At 61.7% G+C, this 21,750-nt stretch carries 20 protein-coding genes; 7 read left to right on the top strand and 13 right to left on the bottom strand.

Annotated elements, in window-relative coordinates; translation table 11 throughout:
* Window positions 1–47: 47 nt before the first annotated feature.
* From prpD to ACF8GF_RS25295, 6 genes are all read right to left on the bottom strand, one after another.
* Entirely contained in the window at window positions 48–1,532 is a 1,485-nt protein-coding gene (prpD, locus tag ACF8GF_RS25320) for a 2-methylcitrate dehydratase (RefSeq protein WP_392488718.1), read from the bottom strand.
* Window positions 1,533–1,703: 171 nt separating this feature from the next.
* Window positions 1,704–2,894 carry a 2-methylaconitate cis-trans isomerase PrpF gene (gene prpF / locus ACF8GF_RS25315; protein ID WP_176683931.1) on the bottom strand — a complete coding sequence of 397 codons (1,191 nt, stop codon included), beginning with the start codon at window positions 2,892–2,894 and terminating at the stop codon, window positions 1,704–1,706.
* A gap of 151 nt (window positions 2,895–3,045) precedes the next feature.
* Window positions 3,046–5,634 carry a Fe/S-dependent 2-methylisocitrate dehydratase AcnD gene (gene acnD / locus ACF8GF_RS25310; RefSeq protein ID WP_392488722.1) on the bottom strand — a complete coding sequence of 863 codons (2,589 nt, stop codon included), beginning with the start codon at window positions 5,632–5,634 and terminating at the stop codon, window positions 3,046–3,048.
* 162 nt (window positions 5,635–5,796) lie between these two features.
* Window positions 5,797–6,924 (bottom strand): 2-methylcitrate synthase, encoded by a 1,128-nt coding sequence (gene prpC, locus ACF8GF_RS25305; protein ID WP_021782879.1) that lies wholly within the window; start codon window positions 6,922–6,924, stop codon window positions 5,797–5,799.
* Window positions 6,925–6,984: 60 nt separating this feature from the next.
* A complete protein-coding gene (gene prpB / locus ACF8GF_RS25300) occupies window positions 6,985–7,875 on the bottom strand; it encodes a methylisocitrate lyase (RefSeq protein WP_012053054.1) in 891 nt (296 codons plus the stop codon).
* Complete coding sequence (locus ACF8GF_RS25295) at window positions 7,872–8,588, bottom strand: GntR family transcriptional regulator (RefSeq protein ID WP_176683933.1); 717 nt, start codon at window positions 8,586–8,588, stop codon at window positions 7,872–7,874. The genes prpB and ACF8GF_RS25295 overlap by 4 nt, the downstream gene beginning before the upstream one ends.
* Window positions 8,589–8,898: 310 nt before the next feature.
* On the opposite strand from ACF8GF_RS25295, the gene ACF8GF_RS25290 reads away from it, so the two are divergent.
* The 5 genes from ACF8GF_RS25290 (at window position 8,899) to ACF8GF_RS25270 (ending at window position 14,309) form a co-directional block, all read left to right on the top strand.
* Window positions 8,899–9,435, top strand: coding sequence for an ATP-dependent zinc protease (locus ACF8GF_RS25290; protein WP_021782881.1), 537 nt, complete (start codon window positions 8,899–8,901; stop codon window positions 9,433–9,435).
* Window positions 9,436–9,440: 5 nt separating this feature from the next.
* Entirely contained in the window at window positions 9,441–10,976 is a 1,536-nt protein-coding gene (locus ACF8GF_RS25285) for an inactive transglutaminase family protein (protein ID WP_176683934.1), read from the top strand.
* Window positions 10,976–11,956 carry an alpha-L-glutamate ligase-like protein gene (locus ACF8GF_RS25280; RefSeq protein WP_176683935.1) on the top strand — a complete coding sequence of 327 codons (981 nt, stop codon included), beginning with the start codon at window positions 10,976–10,978 and terminating at the stop codon, window positions 11,954–11,956. Before ACF8GF_RS25285 ends, ACF8GF_RS25280 begins: the two co-directional genes overlap by 1 nt.
* 199 nt (window positions 11,957–12,155) lie before the next feature.
* Window positions 12,156–13,496: an aminodeoxychorismate synthase component I gene (gene pabB / locus ACF8GF_RS25275; RefSeq protein ID WP_392460389.1), complete on the top strand. Its 1,341-nt coding sequence runs from the start codon at window positions 12,156–12,158 to the stop codon at window positions 13,494–13,496.
* A gap of 78 nt (window positions 13,497–13,574) precedes the next feature.
* Entirely contained in the window at window positions 13,575–14,309 is a 735-nt protein-coding gene (locus ACF8GF_RS25270; protein ID WP_003250299.1) for a phosphoadenylyl-sulfate reductase, read from the top strand.
* Window positions 14,310–14,477: 168 nt separating this feature from the next.
* On the opposite strand, the gene cysB is transcribed toward ACF8GF_RS25270, so the two are convergent.
* From cysB to ACF8GF_RS25255, 3 genes are all read right to left on the bottom strand, one after another.
* Entirely contained in the window at window positions 14,478–15,452 is a 975-nt protein-coding gene (cysB, locus tag ACF8GF_RS25265) for an HTH-type transcriptional regulator CysB (protein WP_010953293.1), read from the bottom strand.
* Between the two features lie 128 nt (window positions 15,453–15,580).
* Window positions 15,581–16,078: a universal stress protein gene (locus ACF8GF_RS25260; protein ID WP_176683937.1), complete on the bottom strand. Its 498-nt coding sequence runs from the start codon at window positions 16,076–16,078 to the stop codon at window positions 15,581–15,583.
* 124 nt (window positions 16,079–16,202) lie between these two features.
* Window positions 16,203–17,150 (bottom strand): putative 2-dehydropantoate 2-reductase, encoded by a 948-nt coding sequence (locus tag ACF8GF_RS25255; RefSeq protein ID WP_209964880.1) that lies wholly within the window; start codon window positions 17,148–17,150, stop codon window positions 16,203–16,205.
* Window positions 17,151–17,382: 232 nt separating this feature from the next.
* On the opposite strand from ACF8GF_RS25255, the gene ACF8GF_RS25250 reads away from it, so the two are divergent.
* On the top strand, window positions 17,383–18,459 hold the full coding sequence (locus tag ACF8GF_RS25250; RefSeq protein ID WP_176683939.1) for a 3-deoxy-7-phosphoheptulonate synthase: 1,077 nt from the start codon (window positions 17,383–17,385) through the stop codon (window positions 18,457–18,459).
* Window positions 18,460–18,528: 69 nt separating this feature from the next.
* On the opposite strand, the gene ACF8GF_RS25245 is transcribed toward ACF8GF_RS25250, so the two are convergent.
* Window positions 18,529–18,810, bottom strand: coding sequence for a GNAT family N-acetyltransferase (locus ACF8GF_RS25245; RefSeq protein WP_003250290.1), 282 nt, complete (start codon window positions 18,808–18,810; stop codon window positions 18,529–18,531).
* Between the two features lie 507 nt (window positions 18,811–19,317).
* On the opposite strand from ACF8GF_RS25245, the gene ACF8GF_RS25240 reads away from it, so the two are divergent.
* Complete coding sequence (locus tag ACF8GF_RS25240; protein ID WP_003250288.1) at window positions 19,318–19,569, top strand: Lpp/OprI family alanine-zipper lipoprotein; 252 nt, start codon at window positions 19,318–19,320, stop codon at window positions 19,567–19,569.
* Window positions 19,570–19,701: 132 nt separating this feature from the next.
* Here ACF8GF_RS25240 and ACF8GF_RS25235 read toward each other — a convergent pair whose 3' ends face one another.
* The 3 genes from ACF8GF_RS25235 to ACF8GF_RS25225 form a co-directional block, all read right to left on the bottom strand.
* Complete coding sequence (locus ACF8GF_RS25235) at window positions 19,702–20,679, bottom strand: L,D-transpeptidase family protein (protein WP_176683940.1); 978 nt, start codon at window positions 20,677–20,679, stop codon at window positions 19,702–19,704.
* A gap of 113 nt (window positions 20,680–20,792) precedes the next feature.
* Entirely contained in the window at window positions 20,793–21,083 is a 291-nt protein-coding gene (locus ACF8GF_RS25230; protein WP_003250283.1) for a hypothetical protein, read from the bottom strand.
* Between the two features lie 58 nt (window positions 21,084–21,141).
* Window positions 21,142–21,747: an arylesterase gene (locus ACF8GF_RS25225; RefSeq protein ID WP_176683941.1), complete on the bottom strand. Its 606-nt coding sequence runs from the start codon at window positions 21,745–21,747 to the stop codon at window positions 21,142–21,144.
* Window positions 21,748–21,750 lie beyond the last annotated feature (3 nt).

Genomic DNA, 21,750 nt, shown 5'->3' with positions numbered 1-21,750 from the left:
GCCCCGGCAGCGATGCCGGGGCTTTGTTGTTTTATGCGCAGGCAAGCTCATATCACAAACAAATCCACGAACCTGTGCACCGCCATGCCTTCCAGCTTCTGCTGGTCCTTGCACAGTTCGAAAATCTGCTGACACCGCTGCCGGGCAAAGCGGGTCGCCAGGTTGGCCCTGAACTTGGCCTCCAGCAACGGTATACCTTCCCCGCGCCGCCGACGATGCCCGATCGGGTATTCCACCACCACTTGCTCGGTGCTGCTGCCATCCTTGAAGAACACCTGCAGCGCGTTGGCGATCGAACGCTTGTCCGGCTCCAGGTACTCGCGACTGAAGCGCGGGTCTTCCACCACCTCCATCTTCTCGCGCAGGCGGTCGATACTTGGGTGGTTGGCATGGAAGGCGTCCTCATAATGCTCGGCCACCAGATTGCCAAAGATCAGCGGCACGGCCACCATGTACTGCAGACAATGGTCACGGTCGGCGGCATTGGCCAGCGGGCCGCTCTTGGAGATGATGCGGATCGCTGATTCCTGGGTGGTGATGACGATGCGGTCGACTTCATGCAGACGGTTACGCACAAGTGGATGCAGGGTTACTGCTGCCTCACAGGCGGTCTGGGCGTGGAACTCGGCAGGAAAACTGACCTTGAACAGCACGTTTTCCATCACATAGCTGCCCAACACCTGGGGCAGACGCAGCTCGTACTGCCCGGCGGGCTTGAGTGCCAGGTCTTTGTTGGTATGGCTGAACGAAACATCGTAGAACCCCCACTGCGAAGCCGTGAGCACGCCCGGCACGCCCATTTCCCCACGCAAGGCGATGTCAGCCAGTTGCACTCCTCGGCTGGAGGCGTCACCCGCGGCCCAGGACTTGCGCGAACCGGCGTTGGGCGCGTGGCGATAGGTACGAAGGGCCTGGCCGTCGACGAAGGCGTGGGACAAGGCCGAGAGCATCTGCTCACGATTGGCCCCCATCAACCTGGCGCACACGGCGGTCGAGGCGACCTTCACCAGAATCACATGATCGAGGCCGACGCGGTTGAAGGCGTTTTCCAGCGCCAGCACCCCCTGGATTTCATGCGCCATGACCATGGCCTCGAGCACATCACGCATCGGCAGTGGCTTTTCACCCGCGGCAAGACGCTTCTGTGACAGGTGATCAGCCACTGCCAGGATGCCGCCAAGGTTGTCCGAGGGATGAGCCCATTCGGCGGCCAGCCAGGTATCGTTGTAGTCCAGCCAGCGCACCGTGCAGCCAATGTCCCAGGCAGCCTTGACCGGATCGAGGCGATAGGAGGTGCCGGGGACGCGAGCACCATTTGGGACCAGCGTGCCTTCCACCTGAGGGCCAAGGAGCTTGGTGCACTCAGGGAAGCGCAAGGCAAGAAGGCCGCAACCGAGGGTGTCCATCAGGCAGTTGCGCGCGGTGTCCAGGGCCTCGAGGGATTCGACCCGATAGCCGAGGGCGTAATCGGCCAGGGTTTGTAGCACCCGGTCGTAGTCCGGGCGGTCGTTGAGGTCTACGTTGGCGCTCATATCCAGCTCCCTTCAGAATTGCCGGGGCTGCCGTGCAGCCCTTCGCGGGCTTGCCCGCTCCCACAGGTTGACCACAGCATTCAGAACCTGTGGTTACCCTGCGGGAGCGGGCAAGCCCGCGAAGGGCCGCCAAGCGGCCCCAACGAACTAAAGCCGAGCGCCGGTGGTGCGTTAGAAGCTGTCGCCAGGCACGCGAACCCAGCCCTCCATCAGCACGCGAGCACTGCGGCTCATGATTGCCTTGGTTACCGTCCACTCACCATTCACCTGGCGCGCCTCGGCCCCGACCCGCAGGGTGCCCGAAGGATGACCGAAACGCACAGCGCTGCGCTCGCCCCCGCCAGCGGCGAGGTTGACCAGCGTGCCCGGAATGGCCGCCGCAGTGCCAATTGCCACCGCAGCCGTACCCATCATGGCATGGTGTAGCTTGCCCATCGACAAGGCCCGCACCAGCAGGTCGATATCACCGGCCTGCACCGCCTTGCCACTGGACGCAGTGTAGGTGCTCGGCGGTGCGACGAACGCCACTTTCGGCGTGTGCTGACGCCCGGCAGCCTGGTCGACGTTGTCGATAAGCCCCATGCGCACGGCGCCATAGGCGCGGATGGTCTCGAAACGCAGCAACGCCTGCGGGTCGCCGTTGATGGCGTCCTGTAGTTCGCTACCGGTGTAGCCGATATCGGCAGCATTGACAAAAATGGTCGGGATACCGGCATTGATCAAGGTTGCCTTGAACGTGCCGACCCCCGGCACTTCCAGGTCATCGACCAGCTTGCCGGTGGGGAACATGGCACCGCCACCGCCGTCTTCATCGGCTGCAGGGTCGAGAAACTCCAGCTGCACCTCGGCCGCCGGGAAGGTGACCCCGTCCAGCTCGAAGTCGCCGGTTTCCTGCACTTCACCTTCAGTGATCGGGACGTGGGCGATGATGGTCTTGCCGATATTCGCCTGCCAGATACGCACCGTGGCGATACCGTTGCGCGGAATACGCGCCGGGTCGACCAGGCCGCTGCTGATGGCAAACGAACCGACCGCAGCGGACAGGTTGCCGCAGTTGCCACTCCAGTCGACGAAGGCCTTGTCGATGCTGACCTGGCCGAACAGGTAGTCGACATCGTGTTCGGGCTTGATGCTTTGCGACAGGATCACGGTCTTGCTGGTGCTCGACGTGGCGCCGCCCATGCCGTCGATCTGCTTGCCGTAAGGGTCGGGGCTACCGATTACCCGCAACAGCAGCGCATCGCGGGCGGGGCCTGGAATTTGCGCCTGCTCGGGCAGGTCTTGCAGGCGGAAGAACACGCCTTTGCTGGTGCCGCCGCGGATGTAGGTGGCGGGGATTTTGATCTGGGGTACATGTGCCATTTTCTTGGGCATCCTGATAGTCCGGTGAAATACCCTGGGGCTGCCTCGCAGCCCTTTCGCGACACAAGGCCGCTCCCACAGGTACTGCGCCGCCCGCTGAGGGAGCGGCCTTGTGTCGCGAAAGGGCCGCAAAGCGGCCCCCGATTCATGCTCAGGCGGTCGCTTCGAGGAAGTCCTGGGCAAAGCGCTGCAGCACCCCGCCCGCTTCGTAAATCGACACTTCCTCGGCGGTGTCCAGACGGCAGGTCACCGGTACTTCCAGGCGCTCGCCATTGGCACGGGTCACCACCAGGGTCAGGGTCGCCCGTGGCGTACGCGCACCCAGCACGTCATAGGTTTCGCTGCCATCCAGGTCCAGGGTCTTGCGGTCGGTGCCCGGCTTGAACTCCAGCGGCAGCACGCCCATGCCTACCAGGTTGGTGCGGTGAATGCGCTCGAAGCCTTCGGCGACAATTGCCTCGACACCCGCCAGACGCACGCCCTTGGCCGCCCAGTCACGGGACGAACCCTGGCCATAGTCGGCACCGGCGACAATGATCAGCGGCTGCTTGCGCTGCATGTAAGTCTCGATCGCCTCCCACATGCGGGTAACCTTGCCTTCCGGCTCGATACGCGCCAGCGAACCCTGCTTCACGCTGCCGTCGTCGTTGCGCACCATTTCGTTGAACAGTTTGGGGTTGGCGAAGGTGGCGCGCTGGGCCGTCAGGTGGTCACCCCGGTGAGTGGCGTAGGAGTTGAAGTCCTCTTCCGGCAGGCCCATTTTCGCGAGGTATTCACCGGCGGCACTGTCGAGCATGATGGCGTTGGACGGCGACAGGTGGTCGGTGGTGATGTTGTCCGGCAGCACCGCCAGCGGGCGCATGCCACGCAACGTACGCTCGCCGGCCAGGGCGCCTTCCCAGTAGGGAGGGCGGCGGATGTAGGTGCTCATCGGGCGCCAATCATACAGCGGCGCCACCTTCGGCCCACGGTCTTCCTCGATGGCGAACATCGGGATGTACACCTTGCGGAACTGCTCCGGCTTGACCGCTGCACGCACCACTGCATCGATCTCTTTATCACTGGGCCAGATATCCTTCAGGCGGATTTCCTTGCCATCGACCACGCCCAGCACATCCTTCTCGATGTCGAAGCGAATGGTACCGGCAATGGCATAGGCTACCACCAGCGGTGGCGAGGCGAGGAAGGCCTGCTTGGCATACGGGTGGATACGCCCGTCGAAGTTGCGGTTACCCGACAGCACGGCGGTGGCATACAGGTCGCGGTCGATGATTTCTTGCTGAATCACCGGGTCCAGGGCACCGGACATACCGTTGCAGGTGGTGCAGGCGAAGGCGACGATGCCGAAACCGAGTTGCTCCAACTCTTTCTCCAGGCCGGCTTCTTCCAGATACAGTTGCACGGCCTTGGAGCCGGGCGCCAGCGACGACTTCACCCACGGCTTGCGGGCCAGGCCCAGCCTGTTGGCATTGCGTGCAATCAGGCCTGCAGCAATCACGTTGCGCGGGTTGCTGGTGTTGGTGCAACTGGTGATGGCAGCGATGATCACCGCACCGTCAGGCATTTGCCCCGGCACCTCCTCCCAGTTGCCGGCAATGCCCTTGGCGGCCAGGTCGCTGGTGGCGACACGGGCGTGCGGGTTGGACGGGCCGGCCATGTTGCGCACCACGCTCGACAGGTCGAAGCTGAGGGTGCGTTCATAGACGGCAGCGCCCAGGCTGTCGGCCCACAGGCCGGTGGCCTTGGCGTAGGTTTCCACCAGTTTGACCTGCTGCTCTTCACGGCCGGTCAGGCGCAGATAGTCGATGGTCTGCTGGTCGATGGCGAACATCGCCGCAGTGGCGCCGTATTCCGGGGCCATGTTGGAAATGGTGGCGCGGTCGCCCAAGGTCAGGGCACGTGCACCCTCACCATGGAACTCCAGGTAGGCGCCGACCACTTTCTGCTTGCGCAGGAACTCGGTCAGGGCCAAGACCAGGTCGGTGGCAGTGATGTTCGGGGCCAGTTTGCCAGTCAGCTCGACGCCGACGATTTCCGGCAAGCGCATCCAGGAGGCGCGGCCGAGCATCACGTTCTCGGCTTCCAGACCGCCTACGCCGATGGCGATCACACCCAGTGCATCGACATGCGGCGTGTGGCTGTCGGTGCCGACGCAGGTGTCCGGGTAGGCGACGCCGTGGTCGCTGTGGACCACCGGTGACATCTTCTCCAGGTTGATCTGGTGCATGATGCCGTTGCCCGGCTGGATCACGTCGACGTTCTTGAACGCCTTCTTGGTCCAGTTGATGAAGTGGAAGCGGTCTTCGTTGCGGCGGTCTTCGATGGCGCGGTTCTTCTCGAAGGCCTGCGGGTCGTAACCACCGCACTCGACGGCCAGCGAATGGTCGACGATCAGCTGCACCGGCACCACCGGGTTGACCTGGGCCGGGTCGCCGCCTTTGTCGGCAATGGCGTCACGCAGGCCGGCAAGGTCGACCAGCGCAGTCTGGCCGAGGATGTCGTGGCACACCACGCGGGCCGGGAACCACGGGAAGTCGAGATCGCGCTTGCGCTCGATCAGCTGGCTCAGCGAGGCATCGAGCGTAGCAGGGTCGCAGCGGCGCACCAGGTTCTCGGCGAGCACGCGGGACGTGTAAGGCAAGCCGTCGTAGGCGCCGGGCTTGATCGCCTCGACCGCCGCGCGGGCATCGAAATAGTCCAGGTCGGTGCCTGGCAGGTGCTTGCGGTATGCAGTGTTCATCATGGAATCAGGCTCGGTCACAGGGTTCGGAAGGTTTCACCGTACCTGTACGAGCGGGCGTGCCCGCGAATGCGTCAGCAGGTGCACAGCGGTTGCAAGGCCGGGCGCATTCGCGGGCACGCCCGCTCCCACAAGGGAAACGGGCTGCCTCTCTGTAGCTATTCAGCGCTGCTCGATCGGCACGAACTGGCGCTGCTCGACGCCGACATACTCGGCGCTCGGGCGGATGATGCGGTTGTTGGCGCGCTGCTCGAAGACGTGCGCCGCCCAGCCGGTCAGCCGCGAGCAGACGAAGATCGGGGTGAACAGCTTGGTCGGAATGCCCATGAAGTGGTACGCCGAGGCATGGTAGAAGTCGGCATTGGGGAACAGGCGCTTCTGCTCCCACATGGTCTTGTCGATGGCTTCGGAAACCGGGTACAGCACCTTGTCACCCACTTCGTCAGCCAGCTGTTTCGACCAGCCCTTGATCACCTCGTTGCGCGGGTCGGACTCTTTGTAGATGGCATGGCCAAAGCCCATGATCTTGTCTTTGCGCTCGAGCATGCGCAGCAGCTCGGCGGTGGCTTCCTGCGGGCTCTGGAAGCGCTCGATCAGTTCCATCGCTGCCTCGTTGGCACCGCCGTGCAGCGGCCCACGCAGCGAGCCGATGGCTGCGGTAACGCAGGAGTACAAGTCAGACAGGGTCGAGGCACAGACACGGGCAGTGAAGGTCGAGGCGTTGAATTCGTGTTCAGCGTAGAGAATCAACGACACGTTCATGACCTTGACGTGCAGCTCGCTCGGCTTCTTGCCGTGCAGCAGGTGCAGGAAGTGGCCACCCAGGGTGTCTTCATCACTGGTGCAGTCGATGCGTACGCCATGGTGGGTGAAGCGATACCAGTAGCACATCACGGCCGGGAACAGCGCCAGCAGGCGGTCGGTCTTGTCGCGCTGGGCTTCGAAGGTCAGTTCTGGCTCGAGGGTGCCCATTACCGAGCAACCGGTACGCATGACGTCCATCGGGTGGGCATCGCGCGGGATGCGCTCAAGCACTTCCTTCAAGGCTTGCGGCAGGTCACGCAGGCCCTTGAGCTTGTGCTTGTAGTCGGCCAGCTCGGCCTGGGTGGGCAGCTCGCCATATAGCAGCAGGTAGGCGACTTCTTCGAACTCGGCACCGGCAGCCAGGTCACGCACATCATAACCACGGTAGGTCAGCCCGGCACCGGCCTGGCCCACGGTCGACAGTGCAGTCTGGCCGGCCACCTGGCCACGCAGGCCTGCGCCACTGAGTACTTTTGCTTCGGCCATGGTGTTTCTCCTTTCTTGAATTTGTTATGGATGCTTTCCGGCTAATTCGGGAGTTGGCGCTTAGCCCTTCTTCTGGGCAAACAGTGCATCGAGGCTCTGCTCGAAGGCGTGATAACCAATGGCATCGTAGAGCTCCATGCGGGTCTGCATGGTGTCGATCACGTTCTTCTGCGTGCCGTCACGGCGCAGCGCGGTGTACACGTTCTCAGCCGCCTTGTTCATGGCGCGGAACGCCGAAAGCGGGTACAGCACCAACGACACGTCGACCGAGGCCAGCTCTTCGGTTGTATAAAGCGGCGTGGCACCGAATTCGGTGATGTTGGCCAGGATAGGTGCCTTCACCCGATCAGCGAAGGTCTTGTACATCTGCAGCTCGGTAATGGCTTCCGGGAAGATCATGTCGGCGCCAGCTTCGACGCACGCCTCGGCACGGTCCAGGGCGGCGTTCAGGCCTTCGACGGCCAGCGCGTCGGTACGCGCCATGATCACGAAACTGTCATCGCTGCGGGCATCGACGGCAGCCTTGATACGGTCGACCATTTCCTGCTGGCTGACAATTTCCTTGTTGGGACGGTGGCCACAACGCTTGGCGCCAACCTGGTCCTCGATGTGGATGGCGGCAGCGCCGAACTTGCTCATCGAACGCACGGTACGGGCGACGTTGAAGGCCGAAGCGCCGAAGCCGGTGTCGACATCCACCAGCAGCGGCAGGTCGCACACGTCGGTGATACGGCGCACGTCGGTGAGCACGTCGTCCAGGCCAGTGATGCCCAGGTCTGGCAGGCCCAGGGAGCCGGCGGCCACGCCACCACCAGACAGGTAGATGGCCTTGAAGCCGGCACGCTTGGCCAGCAGGGCATGGTTGGCATTGATGGCGCCAACCACCTGCAGCGGATGTTCAGCGGCAACGGCGTCACGGAAACGCTGACCGGGGGTGCTCTTGACTGTCATTTCTCACCTCGTGTGCTGTTGTTGTGGGCGTCCAGGTAGTGACGCTCGATATTGCGCTTGGACGCGCCGATGTGACGACGCATCAGCAGTTCGGCCAGTTCGCCGTCGCGGTCGGCGATGGCATCAAGAATGCGATGGTGCTCGGCAAAGGCCTGGCGTGGCCGGTTGGGCGTGGCAGAGAACTGGATACGGTACATGCGCACCAGTTGGTACAGTTCGCCGCAGAGCATCTTGACCAGGGTCTGGTTGCCGCTACCCTGAATAATCCGGTAATGGAAGTCGTAGTCGCCTTCCTGCTGGTAGTAGCCCAGGCCCGCCTGGAACGCTGCGTCGCGCTCATGGGTGTCGAGCACCCGGCGCAGTTCGTCGATGTCAGCCTGGCTCATGCGTTCAGCGGCCAGGCGGCAGGCCATGCCTTCCAGCGACTCACGGATTTCGTACAGCTCGATCAGCTCGGCGTGATTGAGCGATACCACCCGCGCGCCCACATGCGGCACGCGTACCAGCAGGCGTTGGCCTTCAAGGCGGTGGATAGCCTCGCGTAGCGGCCCACGGCTGATGCCATAGGTGCGCGCCAACTCCGGCTCGGAAATTTTGCTACCGGGGGCGATATCACCCTTGACAATGGCCGCCTGGATGCGCCGGAAGACGTTTTCGGAGAGGGTTTCCGTTTCGTCTGCCAGCACCGGCCCGGGGGTGGAAAGGTCCTGCATATTGTCGACACCTTTTAAAACTACTCGTCAGAAACTAGCTAAATGAGACCGCCAAGTCAAAGGCAAAATGAATATTGTCGACAATCGTCTAATCACGAACTATCACCACTTCTACGCTGTCAGATCGCGCACCGCTGGCGTCAAGACGTCGGCGTGATAGAATGCCGCGCCTCCGATGGGGTATGGATAGCCTGTCTGTCATGGATGCATGCATGCTTGTTGACAGATAAACGAGGAAGCTTGCGCAGTAATTGCCAGTCTTCTTGCCCTGAACCTTGCCTAGAACCTTGCAAAGCACCGCGCCAGGAATATGAGACTTACACCCGTTTTATTGCTGTTATGCCTCACCCTGCTGCCGGCCCTTGGCCAGGCTGCGGGCAAGACCGTGTATGGTCTCAACGAATACGCGCATCTGGGCGACCTGGATCTGGAAGTGGCCGCCAAGCTCGACACCGGCGCCAAGACCGCATCGCTCAGCGCCCGCGACATCAAACGGTTCAAGCGCAATGGCGAAAGCTGGGTACGCTTCTACCTCGCGATCGATGCGGCCCATTCGCACCCGATCGAACGCCCACTGGCACGCGTCAGCAAGATCAAGCGCCGGGCTGGCGACTATGATGCCGAATCGGGCAAGGCCTACACGGCCCGTCCGGTCATCGAACTCGAAATCTGCATGGGCCAGGCCAGACGCACCATCGAAGTCAACCTCACCGACCGCAGCGCCTTCCAGTTCCCGCTGCTGATCGGCTCCGAGGCGCTCAAGCACTTCGACGCACTGGTTGACCCAAGCCTTAAATACGCGGCCGGCAAACCTGCCTGTGCCACCGACGCTCCCAAAGCAGAGTAATCCCGATGCGCTCTCTTACCCTCCATCTGAAAGCCCTGATCACCGTGCTGGTGCTATTGGGCGTGGCGGTCACGGCTTATCAGATCTTCGTGCTCGGCATCCCGGTGACCGAGGATGAAACCGACGACCTGTGGAACATCGACGCCAAGGTCGAGTTCGTGGCCAACAGCAAGGATCCGGTCAAGGTGCAGATGTTCGTGCCACCGCTGAACCGCGACTACGTCAGCCTCAACGAGAGCTTCATCTCCAACAACTACGGGGTCAGCATCAACCGTGCAGACGGCAACCGCAAGGTTACCTGGTCGGCACGTCGCGCCAGTGGCAAACAGACCCTCTACTACCGCCTGGTACTGACCAAGCGCTACAGCAGCGAGAAGACCAAGGTCAAAGGCCCGACCTTCCGTGACAGCCTGGCCGTCGAAGGCCCCGAAAAGATCGCCGCCGAAGCGCTGATGGCGCCTATACGTCAGCACTCGGCTGACGTCGAGACCTTCGTCAGCGAGACCATCAAGCGGGTCAACAACCTAAACGACGACAACGTCAAGCTACTGCTGGCCGGCGACACTTCGGCGATGAAGAAAGCCGAGGTCATCGACCTGCTGCTGTCGATCGCCCACGTGCCAATGGAACGGGTGCACACCATTCGCCTGCTGGCCGACACCCCGCAAACCCCGGAGCTGTGGTTGCGCAGCTTCAACGGTGACGACTGGCTGTACTTCAACCCGGACACCGGTGAGCAAGGCCTGCCGAGCGACCGCCTGCTGTGGTGGACCGGTGACGACAACCTGATCACCGTCGATGGCGGCAAGAAGGCCAACGTCACCTTCAGCATGAACAACAGCGAGATGAACGCCATCCGCCTGGCCAAGCTGACCGACGAGAACACTGACGCCGACTTCCTCGAGTACTCGCTGTACGGCCTGCCGCTGCAAACCCAGCAGACCTTCATGATCATGGTCATGATCCCGATCGGCGTGCTGGTGATCCTGGTGCTGCGCAACCTGATCGGTATCCAGACCCTGGGCACATTCACACCGGTGCTGATTGCCCTGGCGTTCCGCGAAACCCAGCTGGGCTTTGGTATTGTGCTGTTCACGGTGATCACTGCCCTGGGCCTGTCGCTGCGCTCGTATCTGGAACACCTCAAGCTGCAGATGCTGCCACGCCTGTCGGTGGTATTGACCTTTGTCGTGGTGCTGATTGCCGCCATCAGTCTGTTCAGCCACAAGCTGGGCCTTGAACGCGGACTGTCGGTAGCACTGTTCCCCATGGTGATCCTGACCATGACCATCGAACGCCTGTCGATCACCTGGGAGGAGCGTGGTGGTGGACATGCCATGAAAGTGGCCGTCGGCACCCTGTTCGCCGCTGCCCTGGCACACCTGCTGATGATGGTGCCGGAACTGGTGTACTTCGTGTTCACCTTCCCGGCAGTGCTGCTGATCCTGGTGGGCTTCATGCTGGCGATGGGCCGTTATCGCGGCTACCGCCTGACCGAGCTCGTGCGCTTCAAGGCTTTCCTGAATAAGGCTGACACCTGATGTTTGGCCTGATCAAGACGTGGAAAGCCCTGGAGGCCCGGGGCATCATGGGGATCAACCGGCGTAACGCGGACTATGTGCTGAAGTACAACAAGCGCAACCTGTACCCGATCGTCGACGACAAGATCATCACCAAGGAGCGCGCGCTGGCGGCCGGCATCCATGTGCCGGAAATGTACGGCATCATCGAGACCGAAAAAGAGATCGAGAAGCTCGACCAGATCATTGGCGGGCGCAGCGATTTCGTCATCAAGCCGGCGCAAGGCGCCGGCGGTGATGGCATCCTGGTAATCGCCGACCGCTTCGAGGACCGCTACCGCACGGTGTCGGGCAAGATCATCAGCCATGCGGAAATCGAGCACCAGATTTCCAGCATCCTCACCGGGCTGTACTCTCTCGGCGGGCACCGCGACCGCGCACTGATCGAGTACCGCGTGACCCCGGACCAGATATTCAAGAGCATCAGTTACGAAGGCGTGCCGGACATCCGCATCATCGTGCTGATGGGCTACCCGGTGATGGCCATGCTGCGCCTGCCGACTCGCCAGTCCGGCGGCAAGGCCAACCTGCACCAGGGCGCCATCGGCGTGGGTGTCGACCTGGCCACCGGCGTGACCCTGCGCGGCACCTGGCTGAACAACATCATCAGCAAGCACCCGGACACCACCAACGCGGTGGACGGCGTGCAACTGCCGAACTGGGACGGTTTCATGAAACTGGCCGCTGGCTGCTATGAACTGTGTGGCCTGGGCTATATCGGTGTGGACATGGTGCTTGACCAGGAGAAAGGCCCGCTGATTCTGGAGCTCAACGCCCGCCCGGGGCTGAACATCCAGATTGCCAACGATTGCGGCCTGACTCAACGCACCCATGCCATCGAGGCACACATCGAAGCACTGGCCAAGGAGGGTGTGAGCGAAGACGCCGAGCAGCGGGTACGGGTAGCGCAGGGTTTGTTCGGGCATGTGCCTAACCGCTGAAATACAGGGGCTGCCTTGCAGCCCACTCACAGCACAAGGCTGCCACTGCACGGGGTTCAAGTGCTTCACTCGACCTGCAGGGGCTGCCTTGTGCTGCGCATGGGCCAAACACAGCGTTGAATGTCGTACCCAGCGCTAGGCGCTTTTCCTGCACAGGTCTACAATCGCCCTCCTCGCTTTTACATCGCCGTCCATACTGATGCCGACCTGCACGCTACACCCCCTGCCCTACAAGCCCGACCCTGCCGCCTATTTCGCCCACCTGCGCCAGGCCCCCGGTGCGATCCTGCTCGACAGCGCCCGCCCCGGCGCCGAACGCGGCCGGTTCGACCTGCTCAGCGCATGGCCGCTGCAACAACTGCAGGCGCAGCCCGATGAAGAGGGCCGCGTCTTCCTCCAGCGCCTGCGTGCTGCCCTGGAACAACTGGGCCACGCGGACTTGCCCAACGGTATAGAACTACCCTTCGCCGGCGGCCTGATCGGCTACCTGAGCTACGACTTCGGCCGCCGCCTGGAACACCTGCCAAGTCTGGCCGTGGACGACCTCGGCCTGCCAGACGCACAACTGGGCCTGTATGACTGGGCACTGGTCAGCGATCATCTGCTCGGCACCAGCCAGCTGGTGTTCCACCCGAGCCTGGCAGGCGACAAACGGGAACGCCTGATCAGCCTGTTCCAGGACACCACCGCCACCACCGGCGACTTCCGCCTACTCGCGCCGATGGCCGGTGACCTGGAGCCCGAGCAGTACAAAACAGCTTTCGACCAGGTACAACGCTACATCCAGGCCGGTGACTGCTACCAGATCAACCTCACCCAGCGCTTTCGTGCGCCCTGCCAAGGCGATCCATGGCGGGCCTACCAGGCCCTGCGCCAAGCCTGCCCGACACCCTTCTCCGGCTACCAGCAACTGGCCGACGGCAGTACCCTGCTGAGCTTTTCGCCCGAGCGCTTCATCCGCGTCAGCCAAGGCCAGGTGGAAACCCGGCCGATCAAGGGCACCCGCCCGCGCGCCAGCGACCCGGCTGAAGACAAGCGTAATGCCGAAGAGCTGCTGCACAGCCCAAAGGACCGCTCGGAAAACCTGATGATCGTCGACCTGCTGCGCAACGACCTTGGGCGCACGTGTGAGATCGGTTCAGTGAAGGTCCCGGAACTGTTCAGCTTGGAGAGCTACCCCAACGTGCACCATCTGGTCAGCAGCATCACCGGCCAGCTGGCCAGCGACAAGGATGCGCTGGACCTGATCGGCGACAGCTTCCCAGGCGGCTCGATCACCGGCGCACCGAAAATCCGCGCCATGCAGATCATCGACGAACTGGAACCAGCACGCCGTGCGCTGTACTGCGGCTCGCTGCTGTATGTGGATGTGCGTGGCGAAATGGACAGTTCGATCGCCATTCGCAGCTTGCTGATCAAAGATGGCCAGGTCAGTTGCTGGGGCGGCGGTGCGGTGGTAGCCGATTCGCAGTGGCAGGCCGAATATGAAGAGTCGATAGCCAAAGTGCGGGTGCTGATGCAGACCCTGCAGGGCTTGTAAGCCCTTCTAGACCGCGTTTTTTGTTACCATCACACCACTACGAGCGCACAGCGCCACAGCCAAGATGGAAACCGCCTGATGAGCCAACCCTTCGACGTCGCCGCCCTGGCCGCGACCTATGCCAACAAGTCCCCACAAGACATTCTCAAGCTGGCCTTCGAGCACTTCGGTGATGACCTGTGGATCTCCTTCAGCGGCGCCGAGGATGTGGTGCTGGTCGACATGGCCTGGAAGCTGAACAAGCAGGTAAAGGTATTCAGCCTCGACACTGGGCGCCTGCACCCGGAGACCTACCGGTTCATCGACCAGGTACGCGAACAGTACAACCTGCCGATCGAGATCCTCAGCCCCGACCGCGCCAAGCTCGACCCGTTCGTCAAGGAAAAGGGCCTGTTCAGCTTCTACAAGGACGGCCATGGCGAGTGCTGCGGCATTCGCAAGATCGAGCCACTGCGACGCAAGCTGGCCACCGTCAGCGCCTGGGCTACCGGCCAGCGCCGCGACCAAAGCCCCGGCACCCGCAGCCAGGTGGCAGCACTGGAAATCGACAGCGCCTTCTCCACGCCTGAGCGCACGCTGTACAAGTTCAACCCACTGGCGCAGATGAGCAGTGAAGAGGTATGGGGCTATATCCGCATGCTCGAGCTGCCGTACAACAGCCTGCACGAGCGTGGCTTCATCAGCATTGGCTGCGAGCCGTGCACCCGCCCGGTGCTGCCAAACCAGCATGAGCGTGAAGGACGCTGGTGGTGGGAAGAGTCGACACAGAAGGAATGCGGGTTGCATGCGGGCAACCTGATCAGCAAGGCTTGAGCTAGTCCTGGCGCTCTGTAGGAGCGGGTTTACCCGCGAAGAAGACACCGCGGTGGATGGCACGGGCTTCGCCCGTATTCGCGGGCAAGCCCGCTCCCACAAGGATAGCGCCAGCTTTTAGAAATTGAGCTAGACAGTTACTCCCACAGCGGCCCCAGCATTCCCGAATCAGTGCACCGGCAGCTCGACACCTTCGAACAATTCTTCCAGCTCTTGCTTGTTGTGGCACTGAATGGCCTTGGCCATCACTTCACGAGTCAGGTGCGGGGCAAACTTCTCGATGAAGTCGCACATGAAGCCGCGCAGGAAGGTACCACGACGGAAGCCGATCTTGGTGATGCTGGCTTCGAACAGCTCACTGGCATCCAGCGCCACCAAGTCACTGTCGAGCTTGGCGTCCACAGCCATGCCGGCAACGATACCCACGCCCAGCCCCAGGCGTACATAAGTCTTGATCACGTCGGCGTCAGCCGCGGTGAAGACCACTTTTGGCGTGAGGCCGCGGTGATTGAAAGCCTCATCCAGCTTCGAGCGCCCGGTGAAGCCGAACACGTAGGTGACGATCGGGTATTCGGCGACTGCTTCCAGGGTCAATTTCGGCAGCTTGGCCAGCGGGTGACCTTGTGGCACCACGACGCAACGGTTCCACTTGTAGCACGGCATCATGATCAGGTCGCCGAACAGCTCCAGCGCCTCGGTGGCGATGGCGAAGTCGACCGTACCGTCCGCTGCCATCTCGGCAATCTGCATGGGCGAACCTTGGTGCATGTGCAGGGACACTTCCGGATACTGCTTGATGAAGCTGCTGATAACCGGCGGCAACGCATAGCGCGCCTGGGTGTGGGTGGTGGCGATGGACAGCGTGCCCTTCTTCTCGTTGGAGAACTCCTGGGCAATCTGCTTGATGCTCTCGACCTTGCGCAGGATTTCGCCTGCTGTGTTGATGATGCGCTCACCGGCCGGGGTAACGCGGGTCAGATGCTTGCCGCTGCGGGCAAATACTTCAACACCCAATTCGTCTTCGAGCAGGCGGATCTGCTTGCTGATACCTGGCTGGGAGGTATACAGGCTCTGCGCCGTCGCGGAGACATTGAGGTCATGGTGCGCCACTTCCCAGATGTAGCGCAGTTGTTGAAGCTTCATAGGTTTCCCTCGGTTCAGCGATGAGTCCGCGGCAGCAGGCAGCGACGATATATAACTATATTAGTGGTTCTTGAAATAAATCTAGAACTATTTTGTTACATGCCCACGGAGACGGCCTACACCTATCTTCATGCTTTCCTACGCCCCAGATGCTGCGCCAAGGGCACCATGTACACCGGCACCGGCGACAGCTGCAGCAGCCGCACCGCCGTACGCCCCAACGGTACATCCACCCCGGCACCCGCACTGTGGCTACCGAATATCAACAGGTCGACGCTTAGCCGCTGAGCCTGGTCGAGAATCACCTGCGCCGGGTCACCCTGACGCACCCGCACGGCCTTGATCACCGCCAGGTCAGCCTCTTCGCCCAGCTCGTCACGAAAGTTTTCCAGCACACGCTGCTCTATGTTCGCCATCACTGTGTTCACCCCCTGGCGATGCAACTGGTCGAGCGTCTGCTCATCAAGGTAACTTTGCAGGAGGGATTCGGCGAACTGCCCCATCGGCTCTACCGCGTGGATCACATACAGCTCGGCACTGAACGTGCGCGCCAGGGCCAGCGCGTGTTGCATCACGAAAGGGGCGTAGACACCGAGGTCGGTGGCGTACAGCATGGAGCGGATCATTCGACCTCCTCGACTGCCGCAGCGGCAGAGCAAACTTCAGCTTAGCAGCGCGCCGGACGCTCGCTTTGCCGTCCGGCGCGCTGTGGCCGCGGGCTGTAGCGCCCCGCCGAAGCCTCCGCCCCCTTCAGGCAGGCCTGTTGCCGCTGTCGATGAAACTCAGCGCCTGGTACAGCATCTCAATGCGCGGCAGGTTGCAGCCTGCCGCCCGTGCGCGCGCCAGCGGCTCGGCATATATGGCCCCCAGCTCCAACGGGCGTTTGTGGACGTGGTCGTGATACATGCTCGGCCAGTAGTCGGGCATGCGCTCGGTCACCTGGAACAAGTGCTCGGCATAGCCTTCGGGCAGCACATGGCCACAGGCTGCCGCGCCCTGCACCACCTCGGCCATCAAGGCCTGTATCAGCGCGCGGGCATTGCTGTCGGCCATCAGTGGCGAAGTGCTGGCCCCCAGCAGCACCGACAGGCCGTTGTAAGGCACGTTCCACACCAGCTTCTGCCAGCGTGCCAAGGCCAGGTTCGGCATGACCTGCGAGTCGATCCCCGCAGCCTGGAACAACCCGGCGCCTTCATTCACCAGCGCGACACCACAATCGCTGGCCGGCCCGCTGTGATAACCCAGGTTGACCGCACCCAAAGCCTGGTGACGAATGACACCTGGTGCCTGGCGGTTAACGCAGATGAAGCACAGGCCGCCGAGCAGGTGCATGTCGCTCCGCAAGGCCGGACGCAACTGTTCCTCTACACCCAGGCCGTTCTGCAACAGCACCACCTTGGCGCCGGGCGCAGCGGCCTGGACGATCAACGGAGCCAACTGCTCGTTGCTGGTGGCCTTGGCCCCGATCAGGAGCCAGTCACAGGGCGGCATGTCGGTGGCACTGGCATACGCCTGCACCCTCATCTGCAATGCGCCATGCACGGCACTGTCCAGGCTCAGCCCTTGTTCACAAACGGCCTGATACTCACTACGCAACAGAAAATGCACGTCGAAACCGGCCCGGGCCAGCATCAACCCATAAAAGCCACCAATGGCACCGCTGCCGATGATGCCGATGCGAGGGGGGTGAGAATGCATGCCAATCTCCAGGTCTATAGTCAGCGCTCTTTTTACACAGGTTACGCAGCGCTGGGCAGTCCATTCGCACGCAACACCCTAGCTCAGGTAAAAACCCCACAATGACTGGGTCAAGCCCATTGTCGTGCCACCTGTAACGCGCTAAGGTTCGGCTCCCCGCTGCGATTATTCTTGCTGCTGGGCCGCACGGGGTTAGTTGGCGGCCGGCACCCGTGACCTGACGAGTAACACGATGGCTGATTTACCGATCGATGACTTGAACGTTGCCTCCAACGAGACCCTGATCACCCCTGATCAGCTCAAGAAGGAAATCCCCCTCAGCGCCAAGGCCCTGCAGACCGTGACTGCCGGCCGTGAAGTCGTGCGCAATATTCTCGACGGCAAGGACCATCGCCTGTTCGTCGTGGTCGGCCCTTGCTCCATCCACGACATCAAGGCTGCCCACGAATACGCCGAGCGCCTGAAAGTGCTGGCCGAAGAAGTGTCCGATACGCTGTACCTGGTCATGCGCGTGTACTTCGAAAAGCCGCGCACCACCGTCGGCTGGAAAGGCCTGATCAACGACCCGTACCTGGATGACTCGTTCAAGATCCAGGACGGCCTGCACATCGGCCGCAAGTTGCTGCTGGACCTGGCCGAAATGGGCCTGCCGACTGCCACCGAAGCGCTCGACCCGATTTCCCCACAGTACCTGCAAGACCTGATCAGCTGGTCGGCCATCGGCGCCCGCACCACCGAGTCGCAAACACACCGCGAGATGGCCTCGGGCCTGTCCTCGGCGGTGGGCTTCAAGAACGGCACCGACGGCGGCCTGACCGTTGCCATCAATGCCCTGCAGTCGGTGTCCAAGCCGCACCGCTTCCTGGGCATCAACCAGGAAGGCGGCGTGTCGATCGTCACCACCAAGGGCAACCCATACGGCCACGTGGTACTGCGCGGCGGCAATGGCAAGCCGAACTACGACTCGGTCAGCGTCGCCCTGTGCGAACAGGACCTGGCCAAGGCCAAGATCAAGGCCAACATCATGGTCGACTGCAGCCATGCCAACTCCAACAAGGACCCGGCCTTGCAACCGCTGGTGATGGAGAACGTCGCCAACCAGATCCTCGAAGGCAACCAGTCGATCATCGGCCTCATGGTCGAAAGCCACCTGAACTGGGGCTGCCAGTCGATTCCGAAAAACCTGGACGATCTGCAGTATGGGGTGTCGATCACGGACGCCTGCATCGACTGGTCGGCCACCGAGAAAACCCTGCGCAGCATGCATGCCAAGCTCAAGGATGTGCTGCCGCAGCGTAAGCGCAGTTGAATATTGCGCGAACAAAAAACGCCGGGCACTGCCCGGCGTTTTTTGTTGTGTCTGGTACCTGTCGTCAGCTCAGGCCTTGCTCGAATGCCGCTGTTGGCGCTCCATGTAACGTTCCACATACGAGCAAGACGGGATCACCGTGTAGCCCATCTGCTCGGCGTACTCCAGGGCACGCTCGGTCAGGGCGGCAGCAATCCCGCGGCCGCGCAGGGCGTTGGGCACGAAGGTGCGATAGATGTCCAGCGTCTGCTTGCCCAGATCCATGTACGTCAGATAGGCACGATGACCGTCCACGTTGGTCTCGAACTGATGACCGGCCTGGTCATGGTGGATGGTCAGCGCTTCGCTCATCACTACTCCTCGCAGGTCTTCTCGGCAGACCCATACCTTAACCGATGGTGGTTTATCCGGCACAGAATCCTCTACGCCACCTGTTGCCGCTTCGACGATTGGACGATTGTAATCGTTCGGATCCTCTGGCACTCACAAGATAGTAGGCACCGCAAGCGGGATTGCTCAAGGTGGTGGCGGTTAAAAATGCTCAAAACGCCGCCCGGGCGACTTTCCCAAGCCCGCCCAACAGCCACCGGATGTTCTAGGGCTTAAGACGCTGATCGACAGTTAAAGTCACCCTTAGTTCAACAAAAAAGTTCCAGTACCACAATCGCTTGCGAACCCTGCACATTTTTTTCACAGACACGTCGCAAATCTTGTCGGCGCAGGGTCAAGCAACATTTTTTTTGCAGTTCTTGCGCTCTGTCAGTTTACTTACTACAAGTAATGGGTACTATGTACGCCGGCCAGTTTCTCTTTCCTGAGAGATGGCTATTTAATAGAAAGTCCTTGAAGGGGAACACGATGAACAACGTTCTGAAATTCTCTGCTCTGGCTCTGGCCGCAGTTCTGGCTACCGGTTGCAGCAGCGTATCCAAAGAAACCGAAGCTCGTCTGACTGCGACTGAAGACGCAGCAGCTCGCGCTCAAGCTCGTGCTGACGAAGCCTACCGTAAGGCTGACGACGCAATGGCAGCCGCTCAGAAGGCTCAGCAGACCGCTGACGAAGCCAACGAGCGCGCTCTGCGTATGCTGGACAAAGCCAGCCGCAAGTAATAATCCTCACGGATTGTTAAGAAGCCGACCCACTTGTGGGTCGGCTTTTTTATTGCCTTTGAAACCGGCAAACGCGGCCAGCAGGTACGAAAAGGCCTGCACTAAGGCAGGCCTGGGTGTGTCGAAATTACCTTACTGCAGTTCGGGCGGAATGCTCGTCACCATCGGTGCGCCCGCCTGGTTATCCACCGGCACGGCAATTTCTACCGGCATACCATCTTCAGCGGCCACCACATCACGCACCATGTCCCAGTTCATGCGTAGGTTATTGGCCAGGTCTTCGCGCTTGAGCAAGGTATTGATAACGGCGGTGTGTTTGTCGACCACCGACGGGTTGCCGTGGTCATCCAGCGGCGTGTGTGCCTCAAGATAGACCTTGCCGCCACTGATACCGAACTTGTAAGGCTCGTTGATGATGCGCACCGGAGTCCCTACCGGCACCATCTTCGACAGTTCAAGCACGTTATTGTTGAACATGCGGAAGCAGCCGTGACTGGTGCGCATGCCAATGCCGAACTTCTTGTTCGAACCATGGATCAGGTAGCCCGGCACGCCCAAGGTGAACTTGAACGGCCCAAGCGGGTTGTCCGGGCCAGCCGGCACGACGGTCGGCAGGATGTCACCGTCAGCTGCGTGCTCTTTGCGAATCGAAGCGGGCGGCGTCCAGGTCGGGTTGGGCGTCTTGGCGGTGATCCTGGTGTTGGCGATCGGCGACCCCCAACCCTCGCGACCAATACCCAGCGGGAAGGTGTACACCACGCTCTGCCCCTTAGGGAAGTAGTACAAGCGGTACTCGGCCAGGTTGATGACGATGCCTTCACGCGGGCCCGGCGGCAGGACGAAACGGGTGGGCAGGATGATCTCGGTGCCGGCGCCCGGCAGCCAAGGGTCCACGCCCGGGTTGGCGGCGATCATTTCCAGGTAGCCAAGGTCGTTTGCGGTGCCGATATCGGCGAACGTGTCCTCGTACTTTGCCTTGATCACATGCACCTGGCCGACGATGTCTTCACCGGGCGGTGGCAGTGGCAGCTCCAGCGCAGCAGCGGGGCCCGCTACCAACAGGGCGGCCAGGGACAGGCTACGGGTGACGGCAGGAAAGCGCGGCAACATCCGGTAAATCCTTCGAAAGGTGGGTCAAGAGGATCGATTGTACACCCGCGCCGATGCAAGCGGGAGGCATTGGCACGTTGCAAACGTTTCAGATGATGAAAGGCGCTTGTCGTTCAGCTGCCGTGCAGCTCTGGCCACACCGGGCGCATGCCACGTCGCTGGGCATCGAGGATGGCACGGCACAGCTCACACAGGCGGCCATCGCGATAGATCGATCGCGGCACCCCCGACCAACGCGGCTGGGCTGGCAGCAGGCCGCCGCACAAAGTACGGTCGACCGGCACGCCCAGCTCAAGCTGGCGGGCCACGAGGTGGACGCGGATTTCCTGGCAGGCGAACAGGTCGAGCTGCTCATCGGGCTCGATCAGTTGATAGGCATACAGGGACCAGGCAGGGCGCGGCATTTGGAGCACTCGAAACGGGGGGCGCAACATTAGCCGAAAGGCGTCCCCGTTTAAAGCGTCACAGCAAGGGTTTTATCGCTGGCCAGGCATTTTCCAGCAGCCGCTGCTGAGCACCCTGGGCCGGATGGATGCCATCAGCCTGCATCAACTCAGGTACACCCCCTACCCCTTCGAGGAAAAACGGCACCAAAGGAACCTGTTTGTCCACCGCCAGCTGTTCATACACCTTGGCAAATGCAGTGGTGTAACGCACACCATAATTGGGCGGCAGGCGCATGCCCAAGAGCAGCACCTTGGCACCTGCCTCGCGCGAGTGCTCGATCATCGAGGCAAGATTTTGTTGCAATTGAGCAGGCGGCTGCCCGCGCAGACCATCGTTGCCGCCCAGCTCCAGCACCACCAGGCTTGGTTTATGTGCTGCAAGCAGCGCCGGCAGCCGCGCCTGGCCGCCTGCGCTGGTGTCGCCACTGATCGACGCATTGACCACTTTATCGTCAAAACCTTCCTCCCTGAGGCGGGCCTGCAAGAGAGACACCCAGCCCTGGCGGCTATCCAGGCCAAAACCGGCGCTGATACTATCGCCAACAATCAGCAGTGTTCCTGCCGCTGCGCTCTGGGCCAGGCAATACAGGGCCAGACCGGCACTCAACCACCACACTCGCATCGG

Source organism: Pseudomonas sp. yb_5, assembly GCF_043103865.1.
Taxonomy (GTDB): domain Bacteria; phylum Pseudomonadota; class Gammaproteobacteria; order Pseudomonadales; family Pseudomonadaceae; genus Aquipseudomonas; species Aquipseudomonas putida_Y.
This window is presented reverse-complemented; position numbering and strand designations above follow the sequence as displayed.

Bases quoted from the DNA above. Each gene is read 5' to 3' on its own strand.
- cysB (WP_010953293.1), bottom strand. From the start codon at position 15,452: ATGAAGCTTCAACAACTGCGCTACATCTGGGAAGTGGCGCACCATGAC.
- prpB (WP_012053054.1), bottom strand. From the start codon at position 7,875: ATGACAGTCAAGAGCACCCCCGGTCAGCGTTTCCGTGACGCCGTTGCC.
- prpC (WP_021782879.1), bottom strand. From the start codon at position 6,924: ATGGCCGAAGCAAAAGTACTCAGTGGCGCAGGCCTGCGTGGCCAGGTG.
- ACF8GF_RS25250 (WP_176683939.1), top strand. From the start codon at position 17,383: ATGGCTGATTTACCGATCGATGACTTGAACGTTGCCTCCAACGAGACC.
- ACF8GF_RS25290 (WP_021782881.1), top strand. From the start codon at position 8,899: ATGAGACTTACACCCGTTTTATTGCTGTTATGCCTCACCCTGCTGCCG.
- pabB (WP_392460389.1), top strand. From the start codon at position 12,156: ATGCCGACCTGCACGCTACACCCCCTGCCCTACAAGCCCGACCCTGCC.
- prpD (WP_392488718.1), bottom strand. From the start codon at position 1,532: ATGAGCGCCAACGTAGACCTCAACGACCGCCCGGACTACGACCGGGTG.
- ACF8GF_RS25230 (WP_003250283.1), bottom strand. From the start codon at position 21,083: ATGCCGCGCCCTGCCTGGTCCCTGTATGCCTATCAACTGATCGAGCCC.
- ACF8GF_RS25280 (WP_176683935.1), top strand. From the start codon at position 10,976: ATGTTTGGCCTGATCAAGACGTGGAAAGCCCTGGAGGCCCGGGGCATC.
- ACF8GF_RS25240 (WP_003250288.1), top strand. From the start codon at position 19,318: ATGAACAACGTTCTGAAATTCTCTGCTCTGGCTCTGGCCGCAGTTCTG.
- ACF8GF_RS25235 (WP_176683940.1), bottom strand. From the start codon at position 20,679: ATGTTGCCGCGCTTTCCTGCCGTCACCCGTAGCCTGTCCCTGGCCGCC.
- ACF8GF_RS25270 (WP_003250299.1), top strand. From the start codon at position 13,575: ATGAGCCAACCCTTCGACGTCGCCGCCCTGGCCGCGACCTATGCCAAC.
- prpF (WP_176683931.1), bottom strand. From the start codon at position 2,894: ATGGCACATGTACCCCAGATCAAAATCCCCGCCACCTACATCCGCGGC.
- ACF8GF_RS25260 (WP_176683937.1), bottom strand. From the start codon at position 16,078: ATGATCCGCTCCATGCTGTACGCCACCGACCTCGGTGTCTACGCCCCT.
- ACF8GF_RS25245 (WP_003250290.1), bottom strand. From the start codon at position 18,810: ATGAGCGAAGCGCTGACCATCCACCATGACCAGGCCGGTCATCAGTTC.
- ACF8GF_RS25295 (WP_176683933.1), bottom strand. From the start codon at position 8,588: ATGCAGGACCTTTCCACCCCCGGGCCGGTGCTGGCAGACGAAACGGAA.
- ACF8GF_RS25225 (WP_176683941.1), bottom strand. From the start codon at position 21,747: ATGCGAGTGTGGTGGTTGAGTGCCGGTCTGGCCCTGTATTGCCTGGCC.
- ACF8GF_RS25285 (WP_176683934.1), top strand. From the start codon at position 9,441: ATGCGCTCTCTTACCCTCCATCTGAAAGCCCTGATCACCGTGCTGGTG.
- ACF8GF_RS25255 (WP_209964880.1), bottom strand. From the start codon at position 17,150: ATGCATTCTCACCCCCCTCGCATCGGCATCATCGGCAGCGGTGCCATT.
- acnD (WP_392488722.1), bottom strand. From the start codon at position 5,634: ATGAACACTGCATACCGCAAGCACCTGCCAGGCACCGACCTGGACTAT.